We start from the raw sequence: 24,082 nt of genomic DNA, 5'->3' as shown, positions 1-24,082 counted from the left end.
CGCGCCGCATCCTCCTGCGCCTGGCCGCCACCGTGGCCCGCCGGGCCCTCATGCTCGTCATCCTGCTCGCCGCGGTGTTCGCCGCGGTCGAACTGCTTCCCGGCGACGCCGCCAGCGCCAGCTCGGAACGCGGGGACAGCGCGGCCGACGTCGAGGCCCGCCGCCACCTGCTCGGCCTCGACCGACCGGTCTGGGAACGCTTCGCGGACTGGATGACCGCGCTGCCCACCGGAGACCTCGGCACCAGCGCCCGCGGCCAGAAGGTCACCGACCTCCTCGCCGACCCCCTCCCCAACACCCTCGTACTCGGCGGCACCGCCTTCGTGCTGACCGTCGTCGCCTCCCTCGCGCTGGGCTGCTGGGCCGCTTCCCGCCCCGGCGGCCTCGCCGACCGGATCATCGGCCACACCTCCACCGCGGCCTTCGCCGTACCGGAGTTCGTCGTCTCCGTCGGACTGCTGCTCGTCCTGTCCCTCTGGACGGGCTGGCTGCCGGCCGTCACGCTCACCGGCGCCGACGGCTCCCTCGCCGACTGGACGATGCTGGTCATGCCGGTCCTCGCCCTGGTCATCCCGCAGACCGGCTGGAACACCCGGATCGTCCGCGGCGCCCTCGCCGACCAGGCCCGCACTCCGCACGTCGAAGCCGCCCGCCTCGACGGCCTGCCCGTACGCCGGATCGTGCTGCGTCATGCCCTGCCCGGCGCGGTCCCGGCCATCGCCACCGGCATCGCCACGTCCACCGGCATGCTGCTCGGCGGCGCCGTCGTCGTGGAGACCCTCTTCAACTACCCGGGCATCGGCTCGGTCATGGCCGCCGCGGTCAGCAGCCGCGACACCCCGCTCATCGCCGGGGTGGTCGCCTGCGCGGGCGGCGCCATCAGCCTCGTCCTGCTGGCCGCGGACCTGCTGCGCGCCCGTACCCTGGGAGGACGCCCGTGAGCGCCGCCGAGACAGCCCTTCCCGACACGGCCTCCCGCGCGACGCCCGTACGGGGCCGGCGCCGCTCCGGGGTCCTGCTGCGCGTCGCACCCGGCCTGCTCCTCGTCATCCTCGCCCTGACCGGGCCGTGGCTCGCCGCACACCCCATGGACAAGCCCGTCACCGCGCCGTACGCCGCCGCCGGGGACGGCGCCCCGCTCGGCGGGGACCAGCTGGGGCGCGACGTACTGAGCCGGCTGCTCCACGGCGGCACCGCACTGATCGCGGGCGCACTCCTGATCGCCGTCGTCGTCACCGTCCTCGCCACCGTGGCCGGCTGCGCCGCCGCCCTGCGCCCCGGGCTCGGCCGCGCCATCGAGCGGACCGCCGACGTGTTCATCCTGCTCCCGCCGGTACTCGGGATCATGCTGATCGCCCTGGCCTGGCCCGGCGGCGGACGCTGGGCCGTCATCGCCGCAGCCATCGTCCTCGGCACCCCGTACGCCATCCGCATCGTCGCCTCCGCGGCCGCCCCGCTGGCGTCGGCCGGCTACGTCGAAGCCGCGACCGCCCGGGGCGAGGGGACCGTCCACATCGCCCTGCGCGAACTGCTGCCGAACCTGCGGTCCACCGTCCTCGCCCTGTTCGGGCTCCGCTTCGTCGAAGCCGTCTACGTCATCTCCATGGCGGGTTTCCTCCAGATCGGCCCGCAACCACCGGCCGCGGACTGGGCCCTGATGATCCGTGAGAACGCCCCCGGCATCCTCCTCAACCCCTGGTCCGTACTCGCCCCCAGCCTGGCCATCGCCGTTCTGGCGATCAGCTTCAACCTGGCCTCGGCCTCCCTCGCCTCCCGCTCCGCACTCAAGGCGGTGACCACCCCGTGAGCGACACCGCACCCGCAACGGCCCACCGGTCCAACCCGGTCCCGGCCACCGCCGTGGCCTCGGCCACCGGTCTCGAAATCCGCGTCCCCGAAGGCCCGGTACTGCTGCACCCGGCCTCGCTCACCGTCCGCGCCGGCCGGATCACCGCGCTCACCGGCCCCTCCGGCTCCGGCAAGACCACGCTGCTGCGCGCACTGATCGGCCACCTCCCGGACGGGGCGGCCATCACCTCCGGCACCCTCGACGTCCTGGGTCACGACCCCGGCCGCCTCGGCCCCGAGGAACTGCGTCTGCTGCGCCGCACCCGCGTCGCCTACGTAGGCCAGGACCCCGGCTCCGCCCTCAACCCCCGGATGAAGATCCGCCACATCGTCGCCGAGACCGCCACCGATCAGAGCGAGTCGGCCGTACTCGCCCTCCTGCGCGAGTGCCGCCTCCCGGTCGACGACGGCCTCCCCGACCGGCGCCCCACCGCGATATCCGGCGGCCAGCAGCGCCGCGTGGCCCTCGCCCGGGCCCTGGCCCGCACCCCCGAGATCCTCCTGCTGGACGAACCCACCGCCGGACTCGACTCCGCCCTGCGCGACGAGATCGCCGAACTGCTCCGCGACCTGGCCACCACCCGGGGACTGGCGGTCATCATGGCCTGCCACGATCCCGAACTCGTCGAGGCCTGTGCCGATCAGGTCGTCCACCTCACCGTGCCGCGGCCGGCGCACCTGCCGCCCCGGCAGCCCCCGGGCCGCCACGAGGCCGTTCCCACCGCACAGGCATCCAAGCCGGACGGGGAGGGGCTGCTCGCCGAGGGCGTCAGCGTCGCCTTCGCCCACCGCGGCGGCCGCCACCAGGCCCTCGACGCGGTCGACTTCAGCGCCGCGCCCGGTACCGCCACCGGCATCGTCGGACCCTCCGGCTCGGGCAAGACCACCCTGCTCCGGGTCCTGGCGGGACTCCACCGCGCGGATTCCGGCAGCCTCCGCCTGGACGGCGGCCCGTTGGCCCTCACCGTCCGCAAGCGCCGGCGCGAGGATCACCGCAGGATCCAACTCGTTCCGCAGAACCCCCTCGACGCCCTGAACCCCTCCCGCACCGTCGGCGCCGCACTCGCCAGGCCCCTGCGCCTGCACGGCCGGGTGCCGCGGCCACGGATCGCGGGCAGGGTCGGCGAGCTCCTGCGGCAGGTGGAACTCCCGGCGGACTTCGCAGGCCGCCATCCCGGTGAACTGTCGGGCGGCCAGCGCCAGCGCGTCTCCATCGCCCGCGCCCTCGCGACCGATCCCGCCTACCTGCTCTGCGACGAGATCACCTCCGCCCTCGACCCCGAGACCGCGCTCACGGTCATGGAGCTCCTGGCCCGACTGCGCACGGAACGCGGCCTGACCATGGTGATGGTGTCCCACGAACTCCACCTGATCGCCGCCTACACCGACACGGTCCACCTCCTGGACGCGGGCCGGCTCACGGCCAGCGGCCCCACGGCCGAGCTGGTACCCGGCTGCTGAGAGCGCTCGACGCGGGTCGCCCCGCGCGGGCTCGCCGATCGGCCGTCAGGTGCGGGCGGCGCGACGGGAGCGCAGTACCTCCAGGGCGACCGGGATCAGCGACACGGCGACGATGACCGCGATGATCGGCAGCAGGTAGCGGTCGACGTTGGGCACGGAGGCGCCGAGCGCGTATCCGGCCAGGACCAGGCCGATGGTCCACAGCAGACCACCCAGGACCTGCCAGAGGGCGAAGGTGCGGGCCGGTACGTTCAGGACCCCGGCGAGCGGGTTCAGTACCGTCCGTACGATGGGCAGGAAGCGGGCCAGGACGATGGCCTTCGCGTACCCGTAGCGTTCGAGGATCTCCGCCGCCCGGGCGGCGCCTTCGCCGATCTTGCGGGACTTCGTCCGGGTCAGGAACGCGGGCCCGGCCTTGCGGCCCAGCAGATAGCCGGTCTGCGCGCCGGCGAGGGCGCCGCCCGCGGAAGCGAGGAGCACCCACGGCAGCGACAGGTGCCCGGGGGAGGCCGCCGAGCCCGCGCACAGCAGCCCGGCCGTGAACAGCAGCGAGTCCCCGGGCAGGAAGAAGCCGACGAGCAGGCCCGTCTCGGCGAACAGGACGACCGCGATGCCGATCGTCCCGAACGTGGCGAGGAGGGATTGGGCGTCGAGCAGGTTCACGGCGAGGTGCACCGGCGGCGCTGCGGCGAGCTGTGTCAGGGGCATCGGCACGGTCCCATCGATAATGGTGGTCGGGGCGGGTCTCACCGCCGCGGGCAAGGGGCCGCCGGACCGCACGGGTGCCGTCCGACCTCCTTGTCTACACGACAGTAGTCCGTCTACCTCACTGTAGGCGATCTCTCCGAGGGGAAGGTTCCATGGCCGACAGCGCGAGCGAACGCCGGCCGGCGGGCGAGCTGGAGTCCAGCGTTCTGGCGGCATTGTGGGCGGCGGGGAAACCGCAGTCCGCGGCTCAGGTGCGCGAGGCGATACCGCAGCCGCTGGCCCGGACCACGGTGGCGACGCTGCTCGCCCGGCTGCAGGAGAAGGGCGTCATCGACCGGCACCCGGGCGGGCGGGGCTTCCTGTACTTCCCGGTGGAGGACGCGCACGGCCTCACCGCCCGCCGGATGCACCGTGAGCTCGACCAGGACGGCGACCGCAGTGTCGTCCTGGCGCGGTTCGTCGAAGGGCTCGGCCCCGACGACGAGGCGGAGCTCAGGCGTCTGCTGGAGGGAGGCGGTCAGTGATCGCCCTGCTGCTCGTCCCCCTCCTGCTGCCCTGGGCCCTGCCGGCGCTCGCCCGGCGCGTGGCGGCCCGGGTGAGGCCCGACGTCGCGCTGTGGACGATCACCACCGCCTCCGCGGCGCTCGCCGTCGGGGTCGTGGCGTGCCTGGGCGTCCTGCTGCTGCCGCTCGCGCTGGCGATCCCGCCCCTGGCCGCCCTCGTACACCTGGTCCAGCCGCTCCAGGCCGGGCCGGCGCCGCTGGCCCTCGGGACGTCCGCGCTGTCCGCCGGGGTTGTCGCGGTCACCGGTGTCACCGTGGTGCGGCACGGATGGTCCGAGGTGAAGCGCCTGCGCAGTGCCCACGGCGATGTCGCCCACCTTCCGCACGTGGGAGGAGTGTGCGTACTGGACGACTCGCGCCCGGACGCGTACGCCCTGCCCGGGCTGACGGGCGCGGGCCGGGTCGTGGTGACCAGCGGCATGCTGCGCTCCCTGGACGCTCGCGAGCGCGAGGTGCTCCTGGCCCACGAGCGCGCGCACCTCGCCTCGCGCCACCACCTCTTCCTCGCCGCCGCCCAGCTCGCCGGATGGTGTCACCCGGCGCTGGCCGCGGTCGTACCCCAGGTGTCGTTCGCCGCCGAACGCGCCGCGGACGAGGCCGCCGCCCGCGCCACCGGCGACCGGTTGCTGGCCGCGCAGGCCGTGGGCCGCGCGGCGCTGGCCGGCACCCGTGGCCGCAGGCGGTCCGAGGGGTCGGTGCTCGCGGCGGGCGCGGTCACCGGACCCGTCCCCGCCCGTGTGAAGGCCTTGCTCGCCCAGGCGCCCGCCCGGCGGTTCGCCCCCGCGGTGCTGGCCATGGCCCTGCTGTGCGGCACGGCCGGCGCTTCCTCCCTGGCCGGGGCGGTCTGGCTGCACCGAGGGGTCGAAATCGCCCAGGGGGAACACCCCTCCGACTGAAGTCCTACCGGCCCCGAGGTCCGATCGGACCGCAGTTCCCGCCGCCGGATCGTGCTCGCCGGAGCCCCTCCCTTGCGTCCGGCCTCAGTCGCCGGCCGTGGGCCGGTCGCCGGTGCGCGAGAGGTACGCGAAGGCGAGGAGGGAGAGCCAGGCGGTGGCGAAGAGCCAGCCCCCGAGGACGTCGGTGAACCAGTGGACTCCGAGGTAGACGCGGGTGAGGCCGACCGCCGCGCCCCACACGGCGATCACCGTGGCCGCTGCCCGGGGCACCCTGGAACCGCGCAGGAACAGGGCGGCGATCAGGAGCCCGGCGGTCATCGCGCCGGTGCTCGCATGGCCCGAGGGGAAGGACCAGCCCGAGGCCTGGGTCGCCCAGTCCGCCACCACGGGGCGGGGGCGGGCGATCAGCGTCATGACCGCGTAGCGCAGGGCCTGGCCCGCACCGAGGCACAGGAGCAGTGCGGCGGCCGTGACGGCCCCTCGCCGGACGGTGCGGCCGGCGTAGAGGCCCGCCAGTACGAGCAGGGCGTACGGGATGAACCCGGTGCCGGTGTACGTGACGATGCGGGCGAGGGCCGAGGGGACGGCCGGGCGGTGCTCCACGGACCAGCGGTGCAGGGCCGCATCGGCGGGCAGCAGATGATCCGGGGTGCGTACGACCCACAGCGCCAGCAGGGCGAAGAGCACGCCGGCGGTCAGGGCCAGCCAGCCGGCTCGGTGTGCGAGTCGGGCGCGGGTCACGTGGAGGCCGGCAGCGGACGCATCGGGCAGGTCTTCGGCCGGTCCGCCACCGCGAGCCCGTCGAGCAGGTCGACCGCGAGGCGGGCTGTGGTGTGCACGGAAGCGGTCATGCGGGTGGGACCTCTCAACGGAACTGGGCGAAAGGCGACCGGGCGAAAGGCGGCCGGGCGAAGGGCGACCGGGCGGAGCACCCGGGCGACCACGCCGCGCGCAGATGGTCTACTGCACTGTAGACGACTGTGGGGTAAGGGCGAGGTCAACGGCCGGGGCGCCGGCCGATCGCGGACCGGCCGGCGGGCCCAGGCGCCTCAGGCGGTGAGGATCCCGGTGCCGAGAAGGCCGAAGAGCAGGACTCCGATGACGATCCGGTAGACGACGAAGGCGTTGAAGGAGTGCTTGGCGACGTACTTCAGGAGCCAGGCGATCGAGGCGTAGGCGACGGCGAAGGAGACCGCGGTGCCGACGACCAGGGGGAGGGTGTCCACGCCGGCGCCGACGGCGTCCTTGAGCTCGTACAGACCCGCGCCGGTCAGGGCGGGAATGCCCAGGAAGAAAGAGAGGCGGGTGGCGGCGACGCGTTCGAGGTCGAGGATGAGACCGGTCGACATGGTGGCGCCGGAGCGGGAGAAGCCGGGGAAGAGCAGGGCGAGGATCTGCGAGCAGCCCACCAGCATCGCGTCCTTGAGGCCGGTGTCGTCCTCTCCGCGCTTGTGCCGGCCCATCTGGTCGGCGGCCCACATCAGGCCGCTGCCGACGATGAGGGAGCCGGCGACCACCCACAGGGAGGCCAGGGTGCTCTCGATCAGGGGTTTGGCGGCCAGTCCGACGACGACGATGGGGATGGTGGCGTAGATGACCCACCACGCGAACTTGTAGTCGTGGTGGTAGCGCTCCTCGCGGTTGGCCAGGCCGCGTCCCCAGGCGGTCATGATCCGCACGATGTCCTTGAAGAAGTACACCAGGACCGCGGCGATGGCGCCGACCTGGATGACCGCGGTGAAGGCGACGACGGCCTTGTCGTCCACCGGGATGCCCATCAGCCCCTCGGTGATCTTCAGGTGGCCGGTGGAGGAGACCGGCAGGAATTCCGTGACCCCTTCGACGATGCCGAGGACCGCTGCCTGTCCGATGCCGATGGTGCTCAATTCGTCCGTCCCTGGGGTTGGTCCGATGTGTTGGCGGTGAAGCGCCGGCCGGTCTCCGGCGCCGGCCGGTGCCGAGCCGGTCACCGTGACGGCGCCGGGTGTCATGGGAGGAGGGCGGGCATGGCACACTCGGGGAAGACCCTCACCGTCTACACGCGTGTAGAAGACGAGGGTGACTGTAGAGGATGAGCAAGGAGGCGGCCAACATTGGACGGGCATGACCACGCCGGTCCCGCGCACGAAGGGGACCGCCGCCTGGCCAACGGGAGGCGGGAGGCCGAGGTGCTCGCCGTACTCCGGTCGGCCTCCGTACCGCTCACGCCCCGGGAGGTGCTGGACCGCATCGGCGGGGACCTGGCCTACAGCACGGTGGTGACGATTCTGACCCGCCTGTACGACAAGGACGTGCTCACCCGGGCGGCGCACGGGCGGGCCTTCGCCTATGCCCCCGCCACGGACGAACAGGGGTTCGCCGCGCGGAAGATGCACCGGGCGATGGAGGAGGCGCAGGACCGCGAGGGGGTTCTCACGCGCTTCGTCGGCGACCTTTCCAGCGGCGACGAGGCATTGCTGCGCCGGCTCCTGGGCGGCGACCTGGACACGGGCCGGTAGGCGCGGGGTCTGCCATGCACCTGGCCGTCTATCTCCCGCTGCTCTTCCCCCTGCTCGCCGCTCCGGGGGCCCGTCGGCTGGCGGACCGCCTGGAGCCGCGGCCGGCCACGCTGCTGCTGACGGCGGGTGCGGTGGTGCTCGCCGCGGGCAGTACGACGGTGCTGGGCCTGCTGGCCCTGGCGGGTCTGGTCCGCATTCCGCTGATCGCCCGGCTGGCCGAGCTGTCACCGGCGGTGCTGCAGCGCGACGATCCCGCGTGGATCCCGGTCGCCGTGGTGGCCGCACCGCTGCTGCTCGCCGTCGTGGCGACCGGCTCGCGCTTCGCGGTCCACCGGGTGCGGGCGGTGTGCGCGGCCGTCCTGGAGGCCGCCTGTTTCCCTGGCGAGGATCCGGTGGTCGTCCTGGAGGAACGGGCCGCCGACGCGTTCGCGATGCCGGGGCTGCCCGGTCGCATCGTGGTCTCCACCGGCATGCTGCAGTCCCTCGACGCCGGCGAGCGGGAGGTCCTGCTCGCCCATGAGCGGGCCCATCTGCGGGGCCACCACTACCTCTTCACCGCGGCCGTTCAACTGGCCGCCGCCGTCAATCCGTTGCTGCGTTCGACGGCCGACGAGGTCGCGTACACCGTGGAGCGCTGGGCGGACGAGGCCGCGGTACGGGCGACCGGAGACCGGCGTCGGGTGGCCGTCACCGTGGGGAAGGCCGCGCTGGCGGCGAAGAACTCGGGCGGCCGGCGCAGACTGCCCGCGGCGGCCCTGGGGCTGCTCGGGCGGTCCCGGCGCGGCGAGGCGCCGGGGCCCGTACCCCGGCGCGTCGCCGCACTGCTCTCGCCCCGGCCGACGGGTGGGGGATGGCGGGGAGTGGCCGCGACCGTCTATGTCGCGGCTGCCGCCCTGTGCACTGCGGACGCGGTCCAAGACCTCCACGAGGTGGTGCGGCGGGCCAAGGGGGGTTGAGCCCGTCTCCCGAGGAGACCCGGGGTGTTGGCCTGCCTTGGCCCGCCTTGGCCCGGGGCCCTGGCCCAAGGCCCCGGGCCAAGGCGGGCCAAGGCCCCGGCCCCGGGGTCACACCGCGACCGAAGTCGTCCGTCGGGCGAGGGCGTCGGACGTCCTGACGGTGACGTAGAGGGAGGCCGCCAGGGTGAGCACCAGCAGGGCGCCCACGGTGAAGATACTGCCGTCCGAGACGGCGGGCGGGCTGCCGGCCTCGGAGCGGGCGGAGCCGCTGAGGAAGGGGACCACGGCCAGGACGGCGATCCCGAGGACGACCTCGCCCCAGACGACCTTGGGGAAGTGCCGCAGGGTCAGGTGCAGGAGCGAGGAGGTGTCGTCCTCGGCGCGGGCCTTGGCGATGCGGGGCATGAGCCAGAACTGGTTCACGGCGCCCGCCGTCACCATGCCGAGGACCAGGAGGATCTTGACGAGGAGGAAGAGCCCGTAGGTCGTCGTCCACAGCTGGCTGATGGAGCCGACGTGCTTCCAGCTCATCCACAGTCCGGAGGTGAGCACCGCACCGACGCTGACGAGGGCGACGAGGGCGAAGCGGCGCCAGACGTCCGCCCACAGCAGGCCCGCGCTGTCGCCGAGGCGGCCGCGGGAGGCGGCGAGCGCGGCGAGGAACGCGAGGCCCCCGACCCAGACCACACCGCTGATGATGTGGGTCTGGCCGAACACGAGGTCCAGTACCTTGTCCGCGTCCTTCGGCTTGGTGGCCGGCACCGCCCCGATGAGCGTGACCGCAAGGCTCAGGGGCAGGGCGGTCAGCGCGACGGTGTTCAGGTGCAGGCGTGCCCGGGGGACGAACAGCGCGATCAAGGTGGCCGCGGCGAGCACCAGAACGACGTTCTGCACCAGGTAGATCGTGCCCTGCGCGATCCACGCGCCCTTGGCCGCCGGTGCGAGCAGGAAGTCCCAGATCCGGCCGGGGGAGAGGGCGTCACCGAACGGCATGCCCTTTCCGGCCCGGGCCAGGCGGGCGGCGAGCTGGAAGTAGCCGGCGACGAGGAGGACGACCCCGGCCCAGGCCAGGTACCCCGCCGTTCTTCGTCTCATGACCTCCACGTCACCGCTATGGCTCTCCGGTGCGCGCAGTGCGGGGCGTACTGACGCCGCGTAGGTGACCGTGGCGCCGATGGCTCCGGACAGGCCGATGAAGTAGCCGGCCTTGGTGAGGACGCGCCAGAGCGGAGGCGTGGTGTAGCCGGCCGCGGCAGCCAGATGTATGAGATGCATAAGGAGAGGCTAACCTAAATAAGGCTGCCCTTGTCTACTCCCTGCGGACACGAATCGACTACGCCGCGTCAGACGCCGTGTTGCCCGGGGGAGGTGGGCGGGACCACCGAGCGGGTGGTGCCGGCGCCCGAACGGACCATGCGCGAGGGCCGTGGTGCTGAGCTCGTGATCGGCTGTTGCCCGGGTCGTCGAGGCAGAGGAGCAACCCGTGATGAGAAGGCACAGCCGTGGGCGTGCGGGCGGACTGGCGGTCGCCGGGCTGGTGGCCGGGGCGGTGGCCGGGCTGCCCGCTGCGCACGCGCACGCGCGCGACGACGCCGTGAAAGTGCCGTGCTCGGCCGCGAAACTCTCGGCCGCCATCCGCACGGCCAACGCGTCGGCGGGCGCGGACACGCTGCGGCTGGCTCCGAAGTGCACGTACCGCCTGACGGCGCCGGACGCGGGCCATCCGGCCAACGGGCTGCCGGAGATCACCGGCGAGATCGCCATCGACGGCCGGGGCGCCACGATCACCCGGGTGAAGACGGCCCCCCGCTTCCGCATCCTCGCCGTACCCGCCACGGGCAAGCTGACGCTGAACCACGCCACCGTCAGCGGCGGGGACGCCACCGACTGCCCGGTCTTCGGGGAGGGCGTGTGCGGCGGAGCCATTGCCGCCATCGGCGCCCTGAGCCTGGACCACGTAAGGGTCATGGACAACACGGCCAGGTCCGATGCCTTCGCCGAGGGCGGCGGTGTCCACGCCAGCGGCCCCACCGTGGTGAACCAGTCCGAGTTCAGCCACAACGCGGTCGTCTACGCCGGTACGGAACCCGGTTCCGCGGTCGGCGGCGGCATCCTCAACATGGGACCGCTGACCATGACCAGGACCAAGCTGGTGCGGAACTCGGTCAGTACGGCCCCGGGGACCGGCAGCTTCGCGTTCGGCGCGGGGATCGTCGCCTTCGCGCAGGCGACGATCCGGGAGGGCACCATCAGCGGCAACACCGCTTCGGCGCCGGGCGGTTTCGCCCGGGCCGCGCTCGCCGCGGCGGCGCCGGCCCCTCAGAACGTGAAGGTCACCGGCACCGTCGTCCACGGCAACCTCTCCAGCGCCCCGGACGGCAACGCGGCAGGCGGCGGCGTCGCCGCCAACTTCCCACTCGTCATGGCAGATGTGACGATCAGCGACAACACCTCCAGCGCTCCACGCGGCACGGCCCTGGCGGGCGGACTCCAAGTCGGCCCGAGCGGCGATGTCGACATCAGGAACAGCACCGTCCGCGGCAACAAGGTGACCGCCGAAGCGGGCACCGCCCAGGGCGGCGGCATCGCCACCGCCGGTGCCTTGCGGGCGGCCGGCGTCAAAATCACCCGCAACGCGGCGACCGCCCGGAACGGCACCGCGGAAGGCGGCGGCATCTTCAAAGTCTCCGGCACGATCGCTCTGGACGACACCGAGGTGAAGGCCAACACCCCGAACAACTGCCGCCCGGTGGGTGCCGTCCCCGGCTGCGGCGACTGAACCGCACGGTGGCCCCGGCGTCGGCGCGACGGGCGCGCGGCTGACCCGAAGATGGTCGTCTGACCTCGATGGATACAGTCGGCGGATGGAACTGCGGCAGCTGAGGTACTTCGTCACCGTCGCCGAGGAACTGCACTTCGGCCGGGCCGCCGACCGGCTGCACATCGTGCAGTCGGCGGTCAGCCAGCAAGTGCAGCGACTGGAACGGGAGCTGGGGGCCGAGCTGTTCGACCGCTCGCCACGCCACGTTCGCCTCACCGGCGCGGGGGAGCGGCTGCTGCCCGAGGCGCGAGCCGTGCTCGCCGCCGCAGAACGGGCCAGGGTCGCCGTCCGGGAACGGGCCGGCCTGCGCCTCGGCACCAGTACCGGCCTCGGCGAACACCTGGACCGGGTGCTCGGCGACCTGGCCGTCCTCGCCCCCGACGCCTCGGTCCAGCTGGTGTCGGCCCCGGCCCACGACCGCCTGGAACAGGTCGCGGACGGCCGCCTCGACGCCGCATTCGTACGTTCCGTGGAGCCCGCGCCGGGTGTGCGGATCCTGCCCCTGTGGGAAGACCCCCTGGTAGCGGCCCTCCCGGCGGCCCATCCGCTCGCCCGCGAGACGGAAGTCGCCATCGCCGAGCTGGCCGGCCTGCGACTCTGCATCACCGCCCGCCGCAACAACCCGGCCCTGGTCGATCTGGTCGTCGGAGCCTGCCACTCGGCGGGCTTCGAGCCGCTGCCCGGACCGGTCAGCGGATCGCTTCAGGACACCCTCGCCACCATCGGTGCCGGCTCCGTACCGATGTGGACCGTGGTGTACGCGGCACACGCACGCGTGCTGCTCAGCCCCCGGGTCGCCTTCCGCCCGTTCCGCGGCCCCGGCCTGGCCCTGCCCATCGGCCTGGCCGTCCGCCGCGAGAACCCGCCCGCTGCTCTCGAGGTGCTTCTGAAGGCGCTCGCAGCAGCCCCGACCGGCAGCGATCACGAGAGCTGATCGTTGCGGTCGCGGTCTGCTTCTTGGTCGCCCGGCACGGATCCGATGGACTGGGGTCACGCCGGTGAGCGACCCGGAAAGGCCGGGAAGCCGCCGCTGGCAAGGGAGTTCGGTCATGCCCATCGTCACCATTCAGCAGGGTCCCCGCGATGTCGAGCTGAAGCGCGAGCTCGTCAAGCGGGTCACGGACGCGTTCGTCGACGCGTACAAGATCCCGGCCGAGACCGTCCAGGTGTGGATCCACGAGGTCCCGGCGGACAGCTGGGGCGCGGCCGGCACGCTCATCGCCGACAAGTAGGGCCGCCGCCCCCGTCGGTGACCCCGGGTGGCCGTCGGTGTCCACGGCAGTCGTACCGTGGCCGCCGAGGTGGCGCCGTGACCAGGTCAGGGGACTGCGCCTTCAGGGGCGCAGGCCGGCTTGCCTGAGCGCCACCCGGGACAGGTCGCTGATGACCTGTTCGTCTGCCCGGCGCCAGGCATCGGCGAGACCCTGCGCTGGAACGGGGACCGATGCGAGGTCCCTGATCGGCCCGGTCAGGGCGCGCAGGGCGAGCAGATCGGCACCGCCGGGAGCGTCGAGAAGGCTTCGGATCCGAGCGCTGCGCCGGATCCAGCGCACGCGCGGGGGAAGCCAGAGTGCCAGCACGACCGCCACCGAGGTGACGATCAGGACCAATGTGGTGAGATCGGCCACGCGGCCCACCGCGTCCTGCATCGACTGCCCGGCATCGGAAAGCCCGTTGCTGGCCTCCGCGGCGGACTGCAGCGGCTTCTTCAGGATGCCCCCGACCAGCGGCACGTTCGAGGCCGCGTTCCCCGCATCGCCGAGGCCGGAGGCAAGACTGCCGCCCGCGTCCTCCACCTTCCGCCCCGGCTCGGCCAGCAGCATGATCCCGTCGTGCACGGCCAACGCGAACCACACCGCGACCGCCATCAGGCCCCCGGCGATCAGGTCGGCGAGCACCTGGCGGCAACGACGTGCTCGGGTCTGGGCGTAAAGACGCATCGGCGTACTCCTGTTCCGGCGCCATCAACGGACGAGACCGGTCCCCAACCGGATGAGGGGCGACAGCCGTGACGGCACGCCACGGCCCACCGCCGACCGTACGCGGCGACCGGGGTCCCGTCAGCCACGCGGTGCCCTCGTCGGGGGAGCCGTCCGGGCCGGGAACGGGGGAGTTCGGCCACATGGTCGTATCCGGAGCGGCTGCGCCCCGAAGGTGAGTTAGAAGGTGTCACGCAACCTATTGCCCCTCACCTCCGTTGGGTTATAGCCTCTAATGACGGCTTGAACCTCTGCCGTTCCGCGGCGCCCGCCCACCGCACGCCTACCGCACACCCGAGGGGAACCCATGCCCGGCATCCACCGCACGCACATCCGCGCCCTGTTCACCATCCCGCTCGCCATCGGCCTCGTCGGCGCCGCCGCGTTACCCGCCGGCGCGACCGCCTCCCCCGCCTCGCGCCCCGCCACGTCCCTCACCTGCCGCGGCGCCGGCGTCGACCCCGCAGCCCGCGTCCGCCACAGGACCGAGATCCTCATCAACGCGCCGCTGCGCACGGTCTGGAAGCTCCAGACCGATGTCGAGCGCTGGCCGTCCTGGCAGGCTCCCGTGACCACCGCGGAACGCCTCGACCGCGGCCCCCTCCGACGGGGTTCGGCCTTCCGGTGGACGACCCCGGTGCCCCCCAACCCGACTCCGGCCACCCGCCTGGAGATCACCTCGACCGTCGAACAGCTCGGGTACCACTCCTGCATCCGCTGGACGGGCCCCGCGATCGGCGAGGGACTGCACATCGACGGCGTCCACGTATGGAACTTCACCGAGGTCCCCGGCGGCGTCAGGGTGAGCACCGAGGAGACCCACACCGGCCCTCAGGTCGACGCGGACGTCCCCACCGCGACCGCCATCCTCCGCCAGGGACTCGAAGGATGGCTGAACGACCTCAAGGCCACCGCCGAGGCCCGCGCCCACCACCGGCAGGCCTGACCCGCGCCGGGGGCCGGCGGCCGCGCAGTCCAGTCGGCCGGGGAGCGGCAGGTGAAGGGAAGGGCTGGTCGGTCGTTGGGAGTAGGACCCGCGCCCGATGTGCGCTCCGATGCCGCTGCCTAGGGTCTGTATTCATGCAGAACACGGAATTCGTCGGTCGCCCGGCAGCGGAACGCAGGCGCGACTGTCTGGAACGACTCGCCACGGAGCGGGACATATGGGTGGCCACGGCTCATCCTGATCACGGACCGCATCAGGTGCCGCTGTGGTTTTCCTGGGACGGTCGGGCGGTGTGGATGTGCACCGGCGCGGCTTCGGCCACCGCGCGGAACATCCGCAAGGAACCACGGGTGCGCCTGTCGCTGCCGGACACGTTCGATGTGGTGCTTCTGCACGGCGAGGCGGAGTGGTTCACTGACCAGGACGTGCCCGGAGACGCGGCGGATGCGTTCACCGACAAGTTCGGGTGGGACCCGCGCACGGAGAATGGCCCCTTCGTTTACGTACGTGCCGTACCGAAGACCGTGCGTGCCTGGAGAGGTGGACGGGAGCTGCGCGGCAGGGTCATCATGCGCGACGGAACGTGGTTCGAGTAGGGACGGACCGTGCCGTCATGGGCGGATGGCCTGCGGTGGGTCGTTGACACCTGCCGAACGGCGTGCGACAAAGACCTCATGGGTTCGGCCGGTATCTTCATCTGAGGTGCGGTTCTCCGCGTGACCGGGCCTCCAGTACGGGGCTCGTGCCGATGCCGGGGCCGCGTGAAAATTCACTGTCGCCACACGCGAGACTGTCGAACAGTGGGCACACCACCGCACATACGTGAACGGACAACTCTCTTTGACCACGATTCCCGGATCCCGTGTTCCGGGGCGGACCTGGACGGTCCGCCTGACCGGCCACGGTGACCACACCGTCTCCGTCTCCTGCACCACCGAGGCATGCCGTATGCCGCCCCGGTCCAAGGACACGGCGGCCATGCGACGGTTCGCCGCCGAGCACACCCGCGCGCACGCCCGCCTCGCGACCGTCCGCCCCAACGCGGCCTGTGCTTGCCGGGCCGCCGAATGCGGATTCCACGAGGACACCAGGGCCTCCTGTATGGGTGCGCCGCTGCTCGTCCTCATCCACAACCCGGCCGTCGGCCAGGTCTGGACGCTCGCCGAGATCTGCCAGGCCTGCGCCCCCCTGATCTCCCACACCGCCGTCCTCGGCCGAGCCCAGCAGGCGGCGCCTTCTCGTCCCTCCGCGGCGTCGGCCCCTGCATCGCCCGTACCCGCCTCACCGGCTCCGGCGCGTGTGGCGGTGGCGGGCGGCTTCTCGTCCCCCGAGGCCGCTCCCGAAGCCGTCTCCCGCCGCCGCCCGTACCGCGGCGGCCCCCGACGGACCCGCTGACAGCGGCCGCGACACGACGCAGTAGCCCCGGCTCCCGTCCTCGGTAGTCGGTGGCGTCGAAGGAGACGAGTGTCGGAGGAGGGGGCCGGGGCCGGAGGCTGCCGGTCGGGGAAGGACTCGGGCGATCGAACCTTGATCATTGCCACCGGGCCATGATGATCATTAGGTTTGTGCCACCGAAGATTCGAGGGCACGGCGTGCCCGTGTGTCGGGGTGGCGGCGGGGGAGCGGTTGTGACGCGGGTGCCACCGACGCCGCAGGACGCCAGAAAGTGAGTAGTCAGATGCAACCGACGTTCGTACTGGTCCACGGAGCCTTTTCGAACTCCTTCTCCTTCGCGCCGCTCCAGGCCGAACTGGGCCTCCTCGGGCACCGTTCCGTCGCGGTCGACCTGCCCGGCCATGGTTTCGGGGCGACGTACACGCGCGCCTACCAGGTGCCGCAGGACCCCGAAGGGCTCGCCTCGGAACCCGGCTCGATCAAGGGCGTCACACTCGCCGACAACGCGGCACACCTGATCGGGATCCTCGAAAGGGCCAAGCGGAACGGGCCGGTGATCCTCGTCTCCCACAGCCGCGGCGGCATGACGGCCACCGCGGCGGCCAACGCACGGCCGGACCTGATCGACCGCGTCGTCTACGTCTCGGCCTGGTGCCCCGTCGACCTCGACGTCAGCGCCTACTACGCCGAGCCGGAGATGGCCACGGTCGACGCCGCTTCCCTGGGCCTGGCGCTGGCCGGGAACCCGGCCGAACTCGGTCTGCTCCGCGTCAACTTCCGCACCGCGAACCCGGATGCCCTCGGGGCGTTCAAGGCGGCCTTCCTCGCCGACGGCACCGACGAGGAGTTCCTGACCTTCCTCAACACCTTCCAGCCCGACGAGAACCTGGACGTCGGCACCTCCGCCGACCGGGCACAGGCCGAGACCTGGGGCCGCATCCCGAAGACCTACATCCGCCTGGCCGATGACACGAGCCTGCCGCTCGCCCTACAGGACCGGCTGATCCGTGAGGGCGACGCGCTGACGCCGGACAACCCCTACGACGTCCGCACCCTCGCGGGCAGCCACCTGAAGTGGCTGGTCGACCCGGCGCCGGCGGCCCGCGTCCTGGGTGAACTCGCGGCACTGGCGCGGTAGCCCGGGCGCAGGACGAGAGCGGGAGGACGCGCGAAAGCGTTGGGCCGCGGGCCCGCCGCCGCTCTCGGGGCGTCCCGATGCGCTCTTTCGATCGGTCCGGCGGTCGGGCAGGATGCCCGGTGCACCGGGAACCCCCGGGCGCCGGCCGTGAGACGGAGGCTGCGTGTCAGCAGGGACCGAGCCAGCGGAGCAAGCCCTTCGGGAGGCGTTCTACCGCGATCCCTACCCCCGCTACGCCCTCGCCCGCCGAGCCGAGGGGCTGACCTGGATACCGGAGGTCGACGCCTGGTTGGTCGCGCGCGAGGGCGACGTACGGGAAGTCCTGCGGCGCGCCGAGGACTTCTCCTCCGCGAACGCGTTGCTGCCGGACGTCCCGCTGTCGGAGGCCGCGCTCGGCGTCCTCCCGCGCGGGTTCGGGCCGCGGCCGACCGTGGTCTCCTCCGACGGCGCCGCCCACCTGCGCTACCGGGCCCCGTTGAACCGGGGCCTGTCCTCCGGCCGGATCGCGGCGCTGATGCCGTACGCGCGCGAGCAGGCGCGTGAGCTGGTGGACGCCTTCGCCGCGGACGGCTCGGCCGAGCTGGTGGAGGCGTACGCCCGGCGGCTGCCCGGACTGGTCATCGGGCGGCTCATCGGACTGGACCCCGCCGATGTCCCGTCGGCGGTGCACGGCGGCTACCGCGCCGAGGAGCTGTTCTTCCGCCCGCTGGCACCACCCGAGCAGGCGGCCGCCGCGGAGGACGTCGTGGCGCTCCAGCACCTGCTGGACGGCTACGTCCGCGACCGCCGGGCCCACCCCCGTGAGGACCTGTGCTCGGACCTCGTCGCCGCCTTGGCCCCCGGGGAAGGCGAGTTGACCCTCGAACAGCGTCACGAGCTCGTGGCGAATCTGCAGAACCTGCTGATCGCCGGCTTCCTGACGACGAGCGCGCTGATCTCCACCGCCCTGCTGCACCTGCTCACCGACCGGGAGCAGTGGCTCATGCTGTGTTCCGATCCGAAGCTGATCGGCGCCGCCGTGGAGGAATGCGCCCGCTTCGACACGGCCATCCAGGGCTTTCGGCGGGTCACGACACGGCCCGTGACGCTGGGCGGGACGAAGCTCCCGGCCGGGGCCACCGTGCTCGTGGCCTACGCCTCCGCCAACCGCGACGAGCGCCGACACGCGCGCGCCGACCGGTTCGACATCCGCCGTCCCGCGGACCGGCGCCACCTCGCCTTCGGACACGGCCCGCACAACTGCCCGGGCTCCCGCCTGGCCCGGGCCCAACTCCACCTGACGCTGGAGCTGTTCGCGCACACCCTGCGGGCTCTGCGGCTGGACGCACGCCGCCCGCCGCCGGCCATGCGCCCCACCCTCATCCACCGTTCACCCGAGAGCCTGCACGTGACCTGGTGAGCCCCGGATGCCGGCCGTGGAAGCGGCGGGCGACCGACCCAACAGCCCCTTCAATCAACCCTGTTCACGATCCGTGCCGAACGGCTGACAGGGCCACGGCGCCGTGCGAGTTTGTACGTGCAACGACCGCCGAGGGGGATGGGGGACGCATGCCCGAGTACGCAGGTTCCGACGAGGAAGCCGAGAAGGACCTCATCGCGTACTGCGAGAAGATCGATTTCGACCCGGAGTGGGTGGCCCCGGACAAGTGGGCGTCGTCCATCAGGATCGCCCAGCAGAAGGAGTACGGGTTCGTACAGGCCCGCAAAACGATCCTCACCGACCAGGAGGAGCTGGTCAAAGCGGGCGCCCGGGACGCCCGCAAAGCGAAGCTGGACTCGGATGCGGCGGATCTGCTCGCCCAGATCAAGTACGACCACGACCTGAAGGATTCGCTGGTCGTCACCATCCTCAAGCAGTGCGCCGCCGCCTACGTGGGCGGGGAGCGCGTCAACCTCGGCCTCAGTGGCGCCCCCATGGACCGCGGCGCCTACGGCGACCTCCGCGACGAGTGGACGGCCGCGGCGGCACTCGCCGGCGGCGGCGTGTTCACCGACTTCGTCAGCCACGCCCCTCAGAACAAGGCCGCGCTCGGCAAGGGCCAGGTCGGCGACACCCTTGCCAAACGCACGGTCCAGGGCAACCTCCTCGTACGCATTGCCGGCGTCCGCTTCAACATGCACATCGACATCGCGAACTAGGCGCTGCTCGGCGATCACCTCGCGGACCAGATGTGGATGGCCGCGAGGTGACGGGCCGCCCCGGCGATCGAGGCGGCCTGCCCGCCTGGTGCGCGGAGGCCCGTGCGTGGCATCCGCCGATCGGGTGAATCGCACTCCTGCGGTGGCGGCCTCGTCGCGGGCGTGTGGTGCGGGGGAAACGCGCCGCCGCGCGGAGACGGGCAGGGGGCTGCCGCCCCGAGCGACGGGCGGGGGATTCGCCGAGCGGGCGGTCAGCAGGCGGTCAGCAGGCGGCCTCCGGGCCGGTGCGGACGCATTCGATCAGGTAGTCGCCGTTCTCGGGGTCGACGCTCACTCCGTGGGCCTCGCTGTGGAAGCCCGGGAAGGTGCGGTCGAAGGACTCCAGGGCGCGCAGGTACCGCAACAGCGGCCCGTCGGGGGCGCCCGTGGACTCTCCGGGCATCAGGACGGGGATCCCCGGCGGGGTCACGGTCACCATCGCCGCCGCCACCCGCCCCGCCGCCTCCGACAGCCGTACGCGCTCGGTACCGCCCCGGATGAGCAGCTGGTAGCAGTGGCGCGGGGGTGCGACCGGCTCGGGGAGGTCGTGGAACGCCGCATCGAGGGCGTCGATCAGCTCACCGCGGGCCAAGTGCTCGTGCATCTGCCGGCACAGGCCGCTGAGCGTGGTGCGGCCGTACCGGCGCGGGAACTGCCGGACGAGTTCCGGCAGGACCCGGTCCAGCGGGGCGTCCGCGTCGTACAGGGCCTTGAAGTCCATGAGGGCGTCCATCAGGGTGCCCCATTTGCCCTTGGTGATGCCCATGGAGAACAGGATCAGCGTCGTGTAGCTGTCCGTCTTCTCGACGACGATCCCGCGCGCCGCCAGATAGGCGGTCAGGATCCGTGCGGGGATGCCCCAGGTGCCGGTCTCGCCGGTGGCGGTCACGCCCGGGCAGGTGAGGGTCACCTTCACCGGGTCCAGCAGGCAGTAGCCCTCGCTCAGCCCGGCGAAGCCGTGCCAGTCGGCGCCCGGCTCCAGGTGCCAGCACGACGGCTCGCGGCTCAGGAGCGAGGGCCGCGCGTCGGCGAACGCGATGCGCTCCCCGGTCGCCGGATCGGTGACCGACTCGGGCTGCCACACACCGAAGAACCAGTCGGGCCGGTCCCCCGAGGCGGCGATGCGGCGCCCGGTGCGGACCACGGCCTGACGGAAGCGGATCGCCTCGGTGACCGCCTCGTCGATCAGCCACTGTCCCTGCGGGCCGTCCATCATCGCGGTGGCCACGTCCAGCGAGGCGATCGCCGGATACAGCGGTGAGGTGGTGCCGTGCATCATGAACGCCTCGTTGAACCGCTCGTGTTCGACGGGGGCCCGCGGCGCCGACCGGACGTGGACCATCGCGCACTGGGAGAGGGCGGCGAGCAGCTTGTGCGTGGACTGGGTCGCGAAGACCGTGGGCCTGCCCGGCCCGCCTTCCTCGCCGCCCTCGCCCTCACCCTCGTCCTCGCCGTCGCGGTCGCAGTCGGGGAAGGTGTCCGGACCGACCGCCATGCCGTAGCGGCCCGCGTACAGCGGATGGAAGGGGGCGTACGCGAACCAGGCCTCGTCGAAGTGCAGACGCGGGGTGCTCGGGGCCAAGGCGCGGGCCGTCGCGACGGTGTCGTAGCACAGCCCGTCGTAGGTGGAGTTGGTCACGACCGTGTACTGGGCGTCGGGGGAGAGCGCCCCGGCGGTGAGAGGGTTCGCGGCGATCCTCGCGGCCACCGCCGCCGCATCGGTCACGGCGGGCGGCAGGGGGCCGGCGAGTCCGTAGCCGTTGCGGGTCGGCACCAGGTAGACGGGACGCGCCCCCGAGATCACCAATCCGTGGAGCACGGACTTGTGGCAGTTGCGGTCCACGAGTGCGATCTCGTCGGTCGTCACGCTGTAGTGGCCGACCATCCGGTCCGCGGTGGAGTCCCCGTGCAGGACGAAGTAGGTGCGGTCCGCCCCGAAGACCCGGGCGGCGTTGCGTTCTGCCTCGCCGATCGGGCCGTTGTGCTCGAAGAGGGAGCCGAGTTCGCCGACCGAGATCGACAGGTCGGTACGGAAGAGCCGTTCCCCGTAGTAGTCGAAGAACGCCCGCCCGGCCGGGGACTTGAGGAAGGCGACCCCGCCCGAGTGGGCGGGCGTGTGCCAGGAGTACTCGTGGGAGTCCTCGAACCGCCGCAGGGCCTTGAAGAACGGGGGCAGCAGGTCACGGTGGTAGCCGCGGGACGCCGCCGCGACGCGGCCCGCGATGAAGGAGGGGGTGTCCTCCAGCGCCCAGACGTACCCGACGACCGTCTCCGAGACCCACAGTGGCAGCCGCTCCAGGTCCTGATCGGAGTCGTCCGCCATCACCAGGAAGACCGGGAGGTCCTTGAAACGCCGCGCGATGTGCCGCAGGACCTCCCCGCCGCCGCCCTCCTCGACCGGGCTCCCGGCCGCCCGCGGCAGGTCCCAGGCGACCACGGCCGCCGCGAGACCGGCCTCGGTCTGCAGGGCGGCCCGCGCGTCACGCGCACTCGGCGCCCAGCGCAACTCCAGCCCTTGGTTCTCCAGCTCCTTGCCGATCCTCCGTAGCTGTTCGGCGCTGACGCCGCCACCCATCGGGTTCTCCCGGAGTGCCAGCAGGACCGTAGCGTTCGTCATCTCTTCCGCTCTCCGTGCGCAGGGGTACGGCAGCCCGTACCGGGGCACAGTCTCCAGGCCCCGCCGCCGCTCGCGCCGATCTTCGACGGGGCTTCACCCGCAGGTGGGCGTGGCGCGGGGAAGGTGCGGCGGGAGCCGCTCGGGCCTCCGGTCGACACCCCGTGACGGGTGGGGGAGCATGGCACGAGGGCCGCCTGTCATGTGCCCCTCCCCTCCCCCTCCCGCTCGACTTCGATGGGAGCACCCTCATGTACCGACGCACCCGACGCGCCGTGGTCACGTCCCTGCTCGTCTCCTCGGTCGTATGCGGTGGCACCGCCGTGCTCGCACCGGCCGCCGGCGCGGCGGCCCCAGCTGCCAGCTGTACGGTCACGCCGGGGCCGAACGACACGTACGTCGTCATCACCGGTGAGGGGTTCACGGGACCCCGCAAGCTCAACGACGGCGAGAGCACCGAGGACCTGGCGATAGGCCCGGACGGAACCTTCCGCGTGCAGCGCTTCCAGAAGAACGTCGACTACACGGTCCTCGCGGTCAACGAGGACCAGAACTTCATCTTCGTGAACTGCAAGAGGGTGGCCTCGGCGGCGACGCCGAAGCCGCAGAACCCTCAGAACACGCCTTCGATCCAGCCGGGTTCCCGGCGGGACATCGCCCAGGGCCGCGCGGCCGGCGCCCAGGCGGGCGTCGCTGCGGCCAAGAAGAGCTGCTCGACCAAGCCGGTGGCGGACAAGTCCGGCCAGCAGCACAGCAACGCCTACTGGGCAGCCTGGACCCAGGCGGCCAACCGCGCCTTCAACCTGGCCTGCAAGGGCAGGTGAGCCGCTCCACCCCGAGCCGCGAGACCACCACCAAGGCGGCGGCGCCGCACACTGCGGCGCCGCCGCCGGCGGCTGTCCTGAGCCGACTTCGTTCCTCAGGGCTCACGCAGGCGTACGGCGAGGGCGGCGATGTCGTCGTCGAGGCGTCCCCTGCTGTAGCGCAGGAGGTCGCGGTGAAGAGCCGTGAGCAGTTCGCGGGGCGGGGTGGGGGGCTGCCGGCGCATCCAGGCCGCCAGCGGGAAGAACTCGCCGTTGCGGGCGCGGGCCTCGGTGATCCCGTCGGTGTAGACGAGCAGCAGGTCACCGGGGGTGAAGTCGTAGGTGTCGACGTTGTAGTGATCGCCGATCAGTTCCGCGAGGCTGAGCAGGGGCGAGGGGGTGTCGGACTCGAGCACGCGGAGTTCCCCGCGGTTCAGGAGCAGCGGTGGGGGGTGCCCGCAGTTGAGGATGTCGATACGTCCGCCCCCGTGCGGGATCTCGACGAGAAGGGCGGTGGCGAAGCGTTCCATCGGCCCGTCGGGGGGATAGGCGGCGTTGTAGCGGGTGCTGCTGGCGTCCAGCCTGCGTGCGACGTTGACGATGGCGGACTCGTCGTAGGCCGCCTCCCGGAACGCGTTGACGATCGCCGCGGCCGCGCCCACGGCCGGCAGGCCCTTGCCGCGCACGTCACCGATGAGCAGCCGGACGCCGTATGTCGTGTCGACCACCTCGTAGAAGTCCCCGCCGATGCGGGCCTCCGCCGCGGCCGCGAGGTACAGCGACTCGATCTCCACGTTCCCGAAGCGGCGTGGCATGGGGCTCAGCACCACCTGCTGCGCCGCGTCGGCGACGAGCCGTACCTGGAAGAGGGTGCGTTCTCGCTGGAGCCGTACGTGGCTTCCGTACGCGGCGGCCACGGTGACCGCGATGATCCCCGCGGCCGTCCACCACGTTCCCAGATCGGGGAAGACGAGGCTGAGGCCGATCATCAGAAGGAGGCAGACCGTGCCGAGCAGGACGGTGGGGAGGACCGGCCACATGGCGGCGGCCAGGGCCGGCGCCGCGGGCAGGAGGCGGCTGAAGGCCATTTCCGGCGGGGTGGCGTAGGCCAGGCTGGCGATCACGACGGTCAGAATGACCGGCGACAGCCGCACAAGCCTCCACCGGCCGTAGCGCCGAGCGAGCCGCGGCCGTCCGGTCTCGATCACACTGCCCAGAATATCCGGGTAATGACGGCCCAGCGCTCTGGCGCATGGAGCCGGCGGCCTGCGATGCCCG

24 protein-coding genes are annotated in these 24,082 nt (G+C 72.5%); 17 read left to right on the top strand and 7 right to left on the bottom strand.

The genetic code is table 11. The annotated features are described in order from the left end of the window. The first annotated feature begins 50 nt into the window (after nucleotides 1-50). Genes ADK52_RS14785 through ADK52_RS44790 form a run of 3 tightly spaced genes read left to right on the top strand, consistent with a single transcriptional unit; the run spans nucleotide 51 to nucleotide 3,309 of the window. The gene (locus ADK52_RS14785; protein ID WP_107090071.1) at nucleotides 51-941 is read left to right on the top strand and encodes an ABC transporter permease; all 891 of its coding nucleotides are present in this window, start codon (nucleotides 51-53) and stop codon (nucleotides 939-941) included. Next, nucleotides 938-1,807 (top strand): ABC transporter permease, encoded by an 870-nt coding sequence (locus ADK52_RS14780; protein ID WP_053690252.1) that lies wholly within the window; start codon nucleotides 938-940, stop codon nucleotides 1,805-1,807. Before ADK52_RS14785 ends, ADK52_RS14780 begins: the two co-directional genes overlap by 4 nt. Further along, a complete protein-coding gene (locus ADK52_RS44790; RefSeq protein WP_053690251.1) occupies nucleotides 1,804-3,309 on the top strand; it encodes an ABC transporter ATP-binding protein in 1,506 nt (501 codons plus the stop codon). Before ADK52_RS14780 ends, ADK52_RS44790 begins: the two co-directional genes overlap by 4 nt. A 45-nt stretch (nucleotides 3,310-3,354) precedes the next feature. Here the strand turns inward: ADK52_RS44790 and ADK52_RS14770 are convergent, their stop codons facing one another. After that, nucleotides 3,355-4,017, bottom strand: coding sequence for a DedA family protein (locus ADK52_RS14770; protein ID WP_053690250.1), 663 nt, complete (start codon nucleotides 4,015-4,017; stop codon nucleotides 3,355-3,357). Between the two features lie 152 nt (nucleotides 4,018-4,169). Here ADK52_RS14770 and ADK52_RS14765 point away from each other — a divergent pair, with 152 nt between their 5' ends. Together ADK52_RS14765 and ADK52_RS14760 are read left to right on the top strand one after the other, a co-directional pair. After that, a complete protein-coding gene (locus ADK52_RS14765; RefSeq protein WP_053690249.1) occupies nucleotides 4,170-4,541 on the top strand; it encodes a BlaI/MecI/CopY family transcriptional regulator in 372 nt (123 codons plus the stop codon). Next, nucleotides 4,538-5,476, top strand: a complete 939-nt coding sequence (locus tag ADK52_RS14760) for a M48 family metalloprotease (RefSeq protein WP_053690248.1) — start codon at nucleotides 4,538-4,540, stop codon at nucleotides 5,474-5,476. The genes ADK52_RS14765 and ADK52_RS14760 overlap by 4 nt, the downstream gene beginning before the upstream one ends. Before the next feature lie 84 nt (nucleotides 5,477-5,560). Here ADK52_RS14760 and ADK52_RS14755 read toward each other — a convergent pair whose 3' ends face one another. Together ADK52_RS14755 and ADK52_RS14750 are read right to left on the bottom strand one after the other, a co-directional pair. Next, nucleotides 5,561-6,217 carry a phosphatase PAP2 family protein gene (locus ADK52_RS14755; RefSeq protein WP_053690247.1) on the bottom strand — a complete coding sequence of 219 codons (657 nt, stop codon included), beginning with the start codon at nucleotides 6,215-6,217 and terminating at the stop codon, nucleotides 5,561-5,563. A gap of 308 nt (nucleotides 6,218-6,525) precedes the next feature. After that, nucleotides 6,526-7,362 (bottom strand): undecaprenyl-diphosphate phosphatase, encoded by an 837-nt coding sequence (locus ADK52_RS14750; RefSeq protein WP_053690246.1) that lies wholly within the window; start codon nucleotides 7,360-7,362, stop codon nucleotides 6,526-6,528. A gap of 207 nt (nucleotides 7,363-7,569) precedes the next feature. On the opposite strand from ADK52_RS14750, the gene ADK52_RS14745 reads away from it, so the two are divergent. Beyond that, a complete protein-coding gene (locus tag ADK52_RS14745) occupies nucleotides 7,570-7,974 on the top strand; it encodes a BlaI/MecI/CopY family transcriptional regulator (RefSeq protein ID WP_053690245.1) in 405 nt (134 codons plus the stop codon). Nucleotides 7,975-7,988: 14 nt separating this feature from the next. After that, nucleotides 7,989-8,930, top strand: a complete 942-nt coding sequence (locus ADK52_RS44480; RefSeq protein WP_053690244.1) for a M56 family metallopeptidase — start codon at nucleotides 7,989-7,991, stop codon at nucleotides 8,928-8,930. 108 nt (nucleotides 8,931-9,038) lie between these two features. Here the strand turns inward: ADK52_RS44480 and ADK52_RS14735 are convergent, their stop codons facing one another. Beyond that, the gene (locus ADK52_RS14735; protein WP_053690243.1) at nucleotides 9,039-10,205 is read right to left on the bottom strand and encodes a copper resistance D family protein; all 1,167 of its coding nucleotides are present in this window, start codon (nucleotides 10,203-10,205) and stop codon (nucleotides 9,039-9,041) included. Between the two features lie 211 nt (nucleotides 10,206-10,416). Between ADK52_RS14735 and ADK52_RS14730 the strand changes: the two genes are divergently transcribed. From ADK52_RS14730 to dmpI, 3 genes are all read left to right on the top strand, one after another. Continuing rightward, nucleotides 10,417-11,709 carry a hypothetical protein gene (locus ADK52_RS14730; protein ID WP_053690242.1) on the top strand — a complete coding sequence of 431 codons (1,293 nt, stop codon included), beginning with the start codon at nucleotides 10,417-10,419 and terminating at the stop codon, nucleotides 11,707-11,709. Nucleotides 11,710-11,794: 85 nt separating this feature from the next. Continuing rightward, nucleotides 11,795-12,685, top strand: a complete 891-nt coding sequence (locus ADK52_RS14725) for a LysR family transcriptional regulator (protein WP_053690241.1) — start codon at nucleotides 11,795-11,797, stop codon at nucleotides 12,683-12,685. A gap of 115 nt (nucleotides 12,686-12,800) precedes the next feature. After that, nucleotides 12,801-12,983, top strand: a complete 183-nt coding sequence (gene dmpI, locus ADK52_RS14720) for a 4-oxalocrotonate tautomerase DmpI (RefSeq protein ID WP_053690240.1) — start codon at nucleotides 12,801-12,803, stop codon at nucleotides 12,981-12,983. 102 nt (nucleotides 12,984-13,085) lie between these two features. On the opposite strand, the gene ADK52_RS14715 is transcribed toward dmpI, so the two are convergent. Next, nucleotides 13,086-13,691, bottom strand: a complete 606-nt coding sequence (locus ADK52_RS14715) for a hypothetical protein (RefSeq protein WP_053690239.1) — start codon at nucleotides 13,689-13,691, stop codon at nucleotides 13,086-13,088. A 346-nt stretch (nucleotides 13,692-14,037) separates the two neighbouring features. Between ADK52_RS14715 and ADK52_RS14710 the strand changes: the two genes are divergently transcribed. The 6 genes from ADK52_RS14710 to ADK52_RS14685 all read left to right on the top strand — a co-directional run bounded on the left by ADK52_RS14710 (nucleotide 14,038) and on the right by ADK52_RS14685 (nucleotide 19,348). Beyond that, nucleotides 14,038-14,676 carry an SRPBCC family protein gene (locus tag ADK52_RS14710; RefSeq protein ID WP_053690238.1) on the top strand — a complete coding sequence of 213 codons (639 nt, stop codon included), beginning with the start codon at nucleotides 14,038-14,040 and terminating at the stop codon, nucleotides 14,674-14,676. A 134-nt stretch (nucleotides 14,677-14,810) separates the two neighbouring features. Beyond that, nucleotides 14,811-15,272 (top strand): pyridoxamine 5'-phosphate oxidase family protein, encoded by a 462-nt coding sequence (locus ADK52_RS14705; RefSeq protein WP_053690237.1) that lies wholly within the window; start codon nucleotides 14,811-14,813, stop codon nucleotides 15,270-15,272. Between the two features lie 382 nt (nucleotides 15,273-15,654). Next, a complete protein-coding gene (locus tag ADK52_RS14700) occupies nucleotides 15,655-16,071 on the top strand; it encodes a hypothetical protein (protein WP_234343786.1) in 417 nt (138 codons plus the stop codon). A 283-nt stretch (nucleotides 16,072-16,354) separates the two neighbouring features. Then, entirely contained in the window at nucleotides 16,355-17,209 is an 855-nt protein-coding gene (locus ADK52_RS14695; protein WP_182508736.1) for an alpha/beta hydrolase, read from the top strand. Between the two features lie 163 nt (nucleotides 17,210-17,372). Further along, a complete protein-coding gene (locus ADK52_RS14690; RefSeq protein WP_053690234.1) occupies nucleotides 17,373-18,608 on the top strand; it encodes a cytochrome P450 in 1,236 nt (411 codons plus the stop codon). A gap of 149 nt (nucleotides 18,609-18,757) precedes the next feature. Further along, nucleotides 18,758-19,348 carry a hypothetical protein gene (locus tag ADK52_RS14685; RefSeq protein ID WP_053690233.1) on the top strand — a complete coding sequence of 197 codons (591 nt, stop codon included), beginning with the start codon at nucleotides 18,758-18,760 and terminating at the stop codon, nucleotides 19,346-19,348. 262 nt (nucleotides 19,349-19,610) lie between these two features. Here the strand turns inward: ADK52_RS14685 and ADK52_RS14680 are convergent, their stop codons facing one another. After that, nucleotides 19,611-22,004: an Orn/Lys/Arg decarboxylase N-terminal domain-containing protein gene (locus ADK52_RS14680; protein WP_053690232.1), complete on the bottom strand. Its 2,394-nt coding sequence runs from the start codon at nucleotides 22,002-22,004 to the stop codon at nucleotides 19,611-19,613. 248 nt (nucleotides 22,005-22,252) lie between these two features. Here ADK52_RS14680 and ADK52_RS14675 point away from each other — a divergent pair, with 248 nt between their 5' ends. Next, nucleotides 22,253-22,825: a hypothetical protein gene (locus ADK52_RS14675; protein ID WP_053690231.1), complete on the top strand. Its 573-nt coding sequence runs from the start codon at nucleotides 22,253-22,255 to the stop codon at nucleotides 22,823-22,825. Nucleotides 22,826-22,920: 95 nt separating this feature from the next. Here the strand turns inward: ADK52_RS14675 and ADK52_RS14670 are convergent, their stop codons facing one another. After that, the gene (locus ADK52_RS14670) at nucleotides 22,921-24,012 is read right to left on the bottom strand and encodes a PP2C family protein-serine/threonine phosphatase (protein ID WP_053690230.1); all 1,092 of its coding nucleotides are present in this window, start codon (nucleotides 24,010-24,012) and stop codon (nucleotides 22,921-22,923) included. Between the last annotated feature and the right edge of the window lie 70 nt (nucleotides 24,013-24,082).

Origin of the sequence: Streptomyces sp. WM6372, assembly GCF_001279655.1 — a bacterium.
GTDB lineage: Bacteria > Actinomycetota > Actinomycetes > Streptomycetales > Streptomycetaceae > Streptomyces.
Note: the sequence above shows the minus strand (reverse complement) of the source record. Positions and strands in the feature narration are given on the sequence as shown.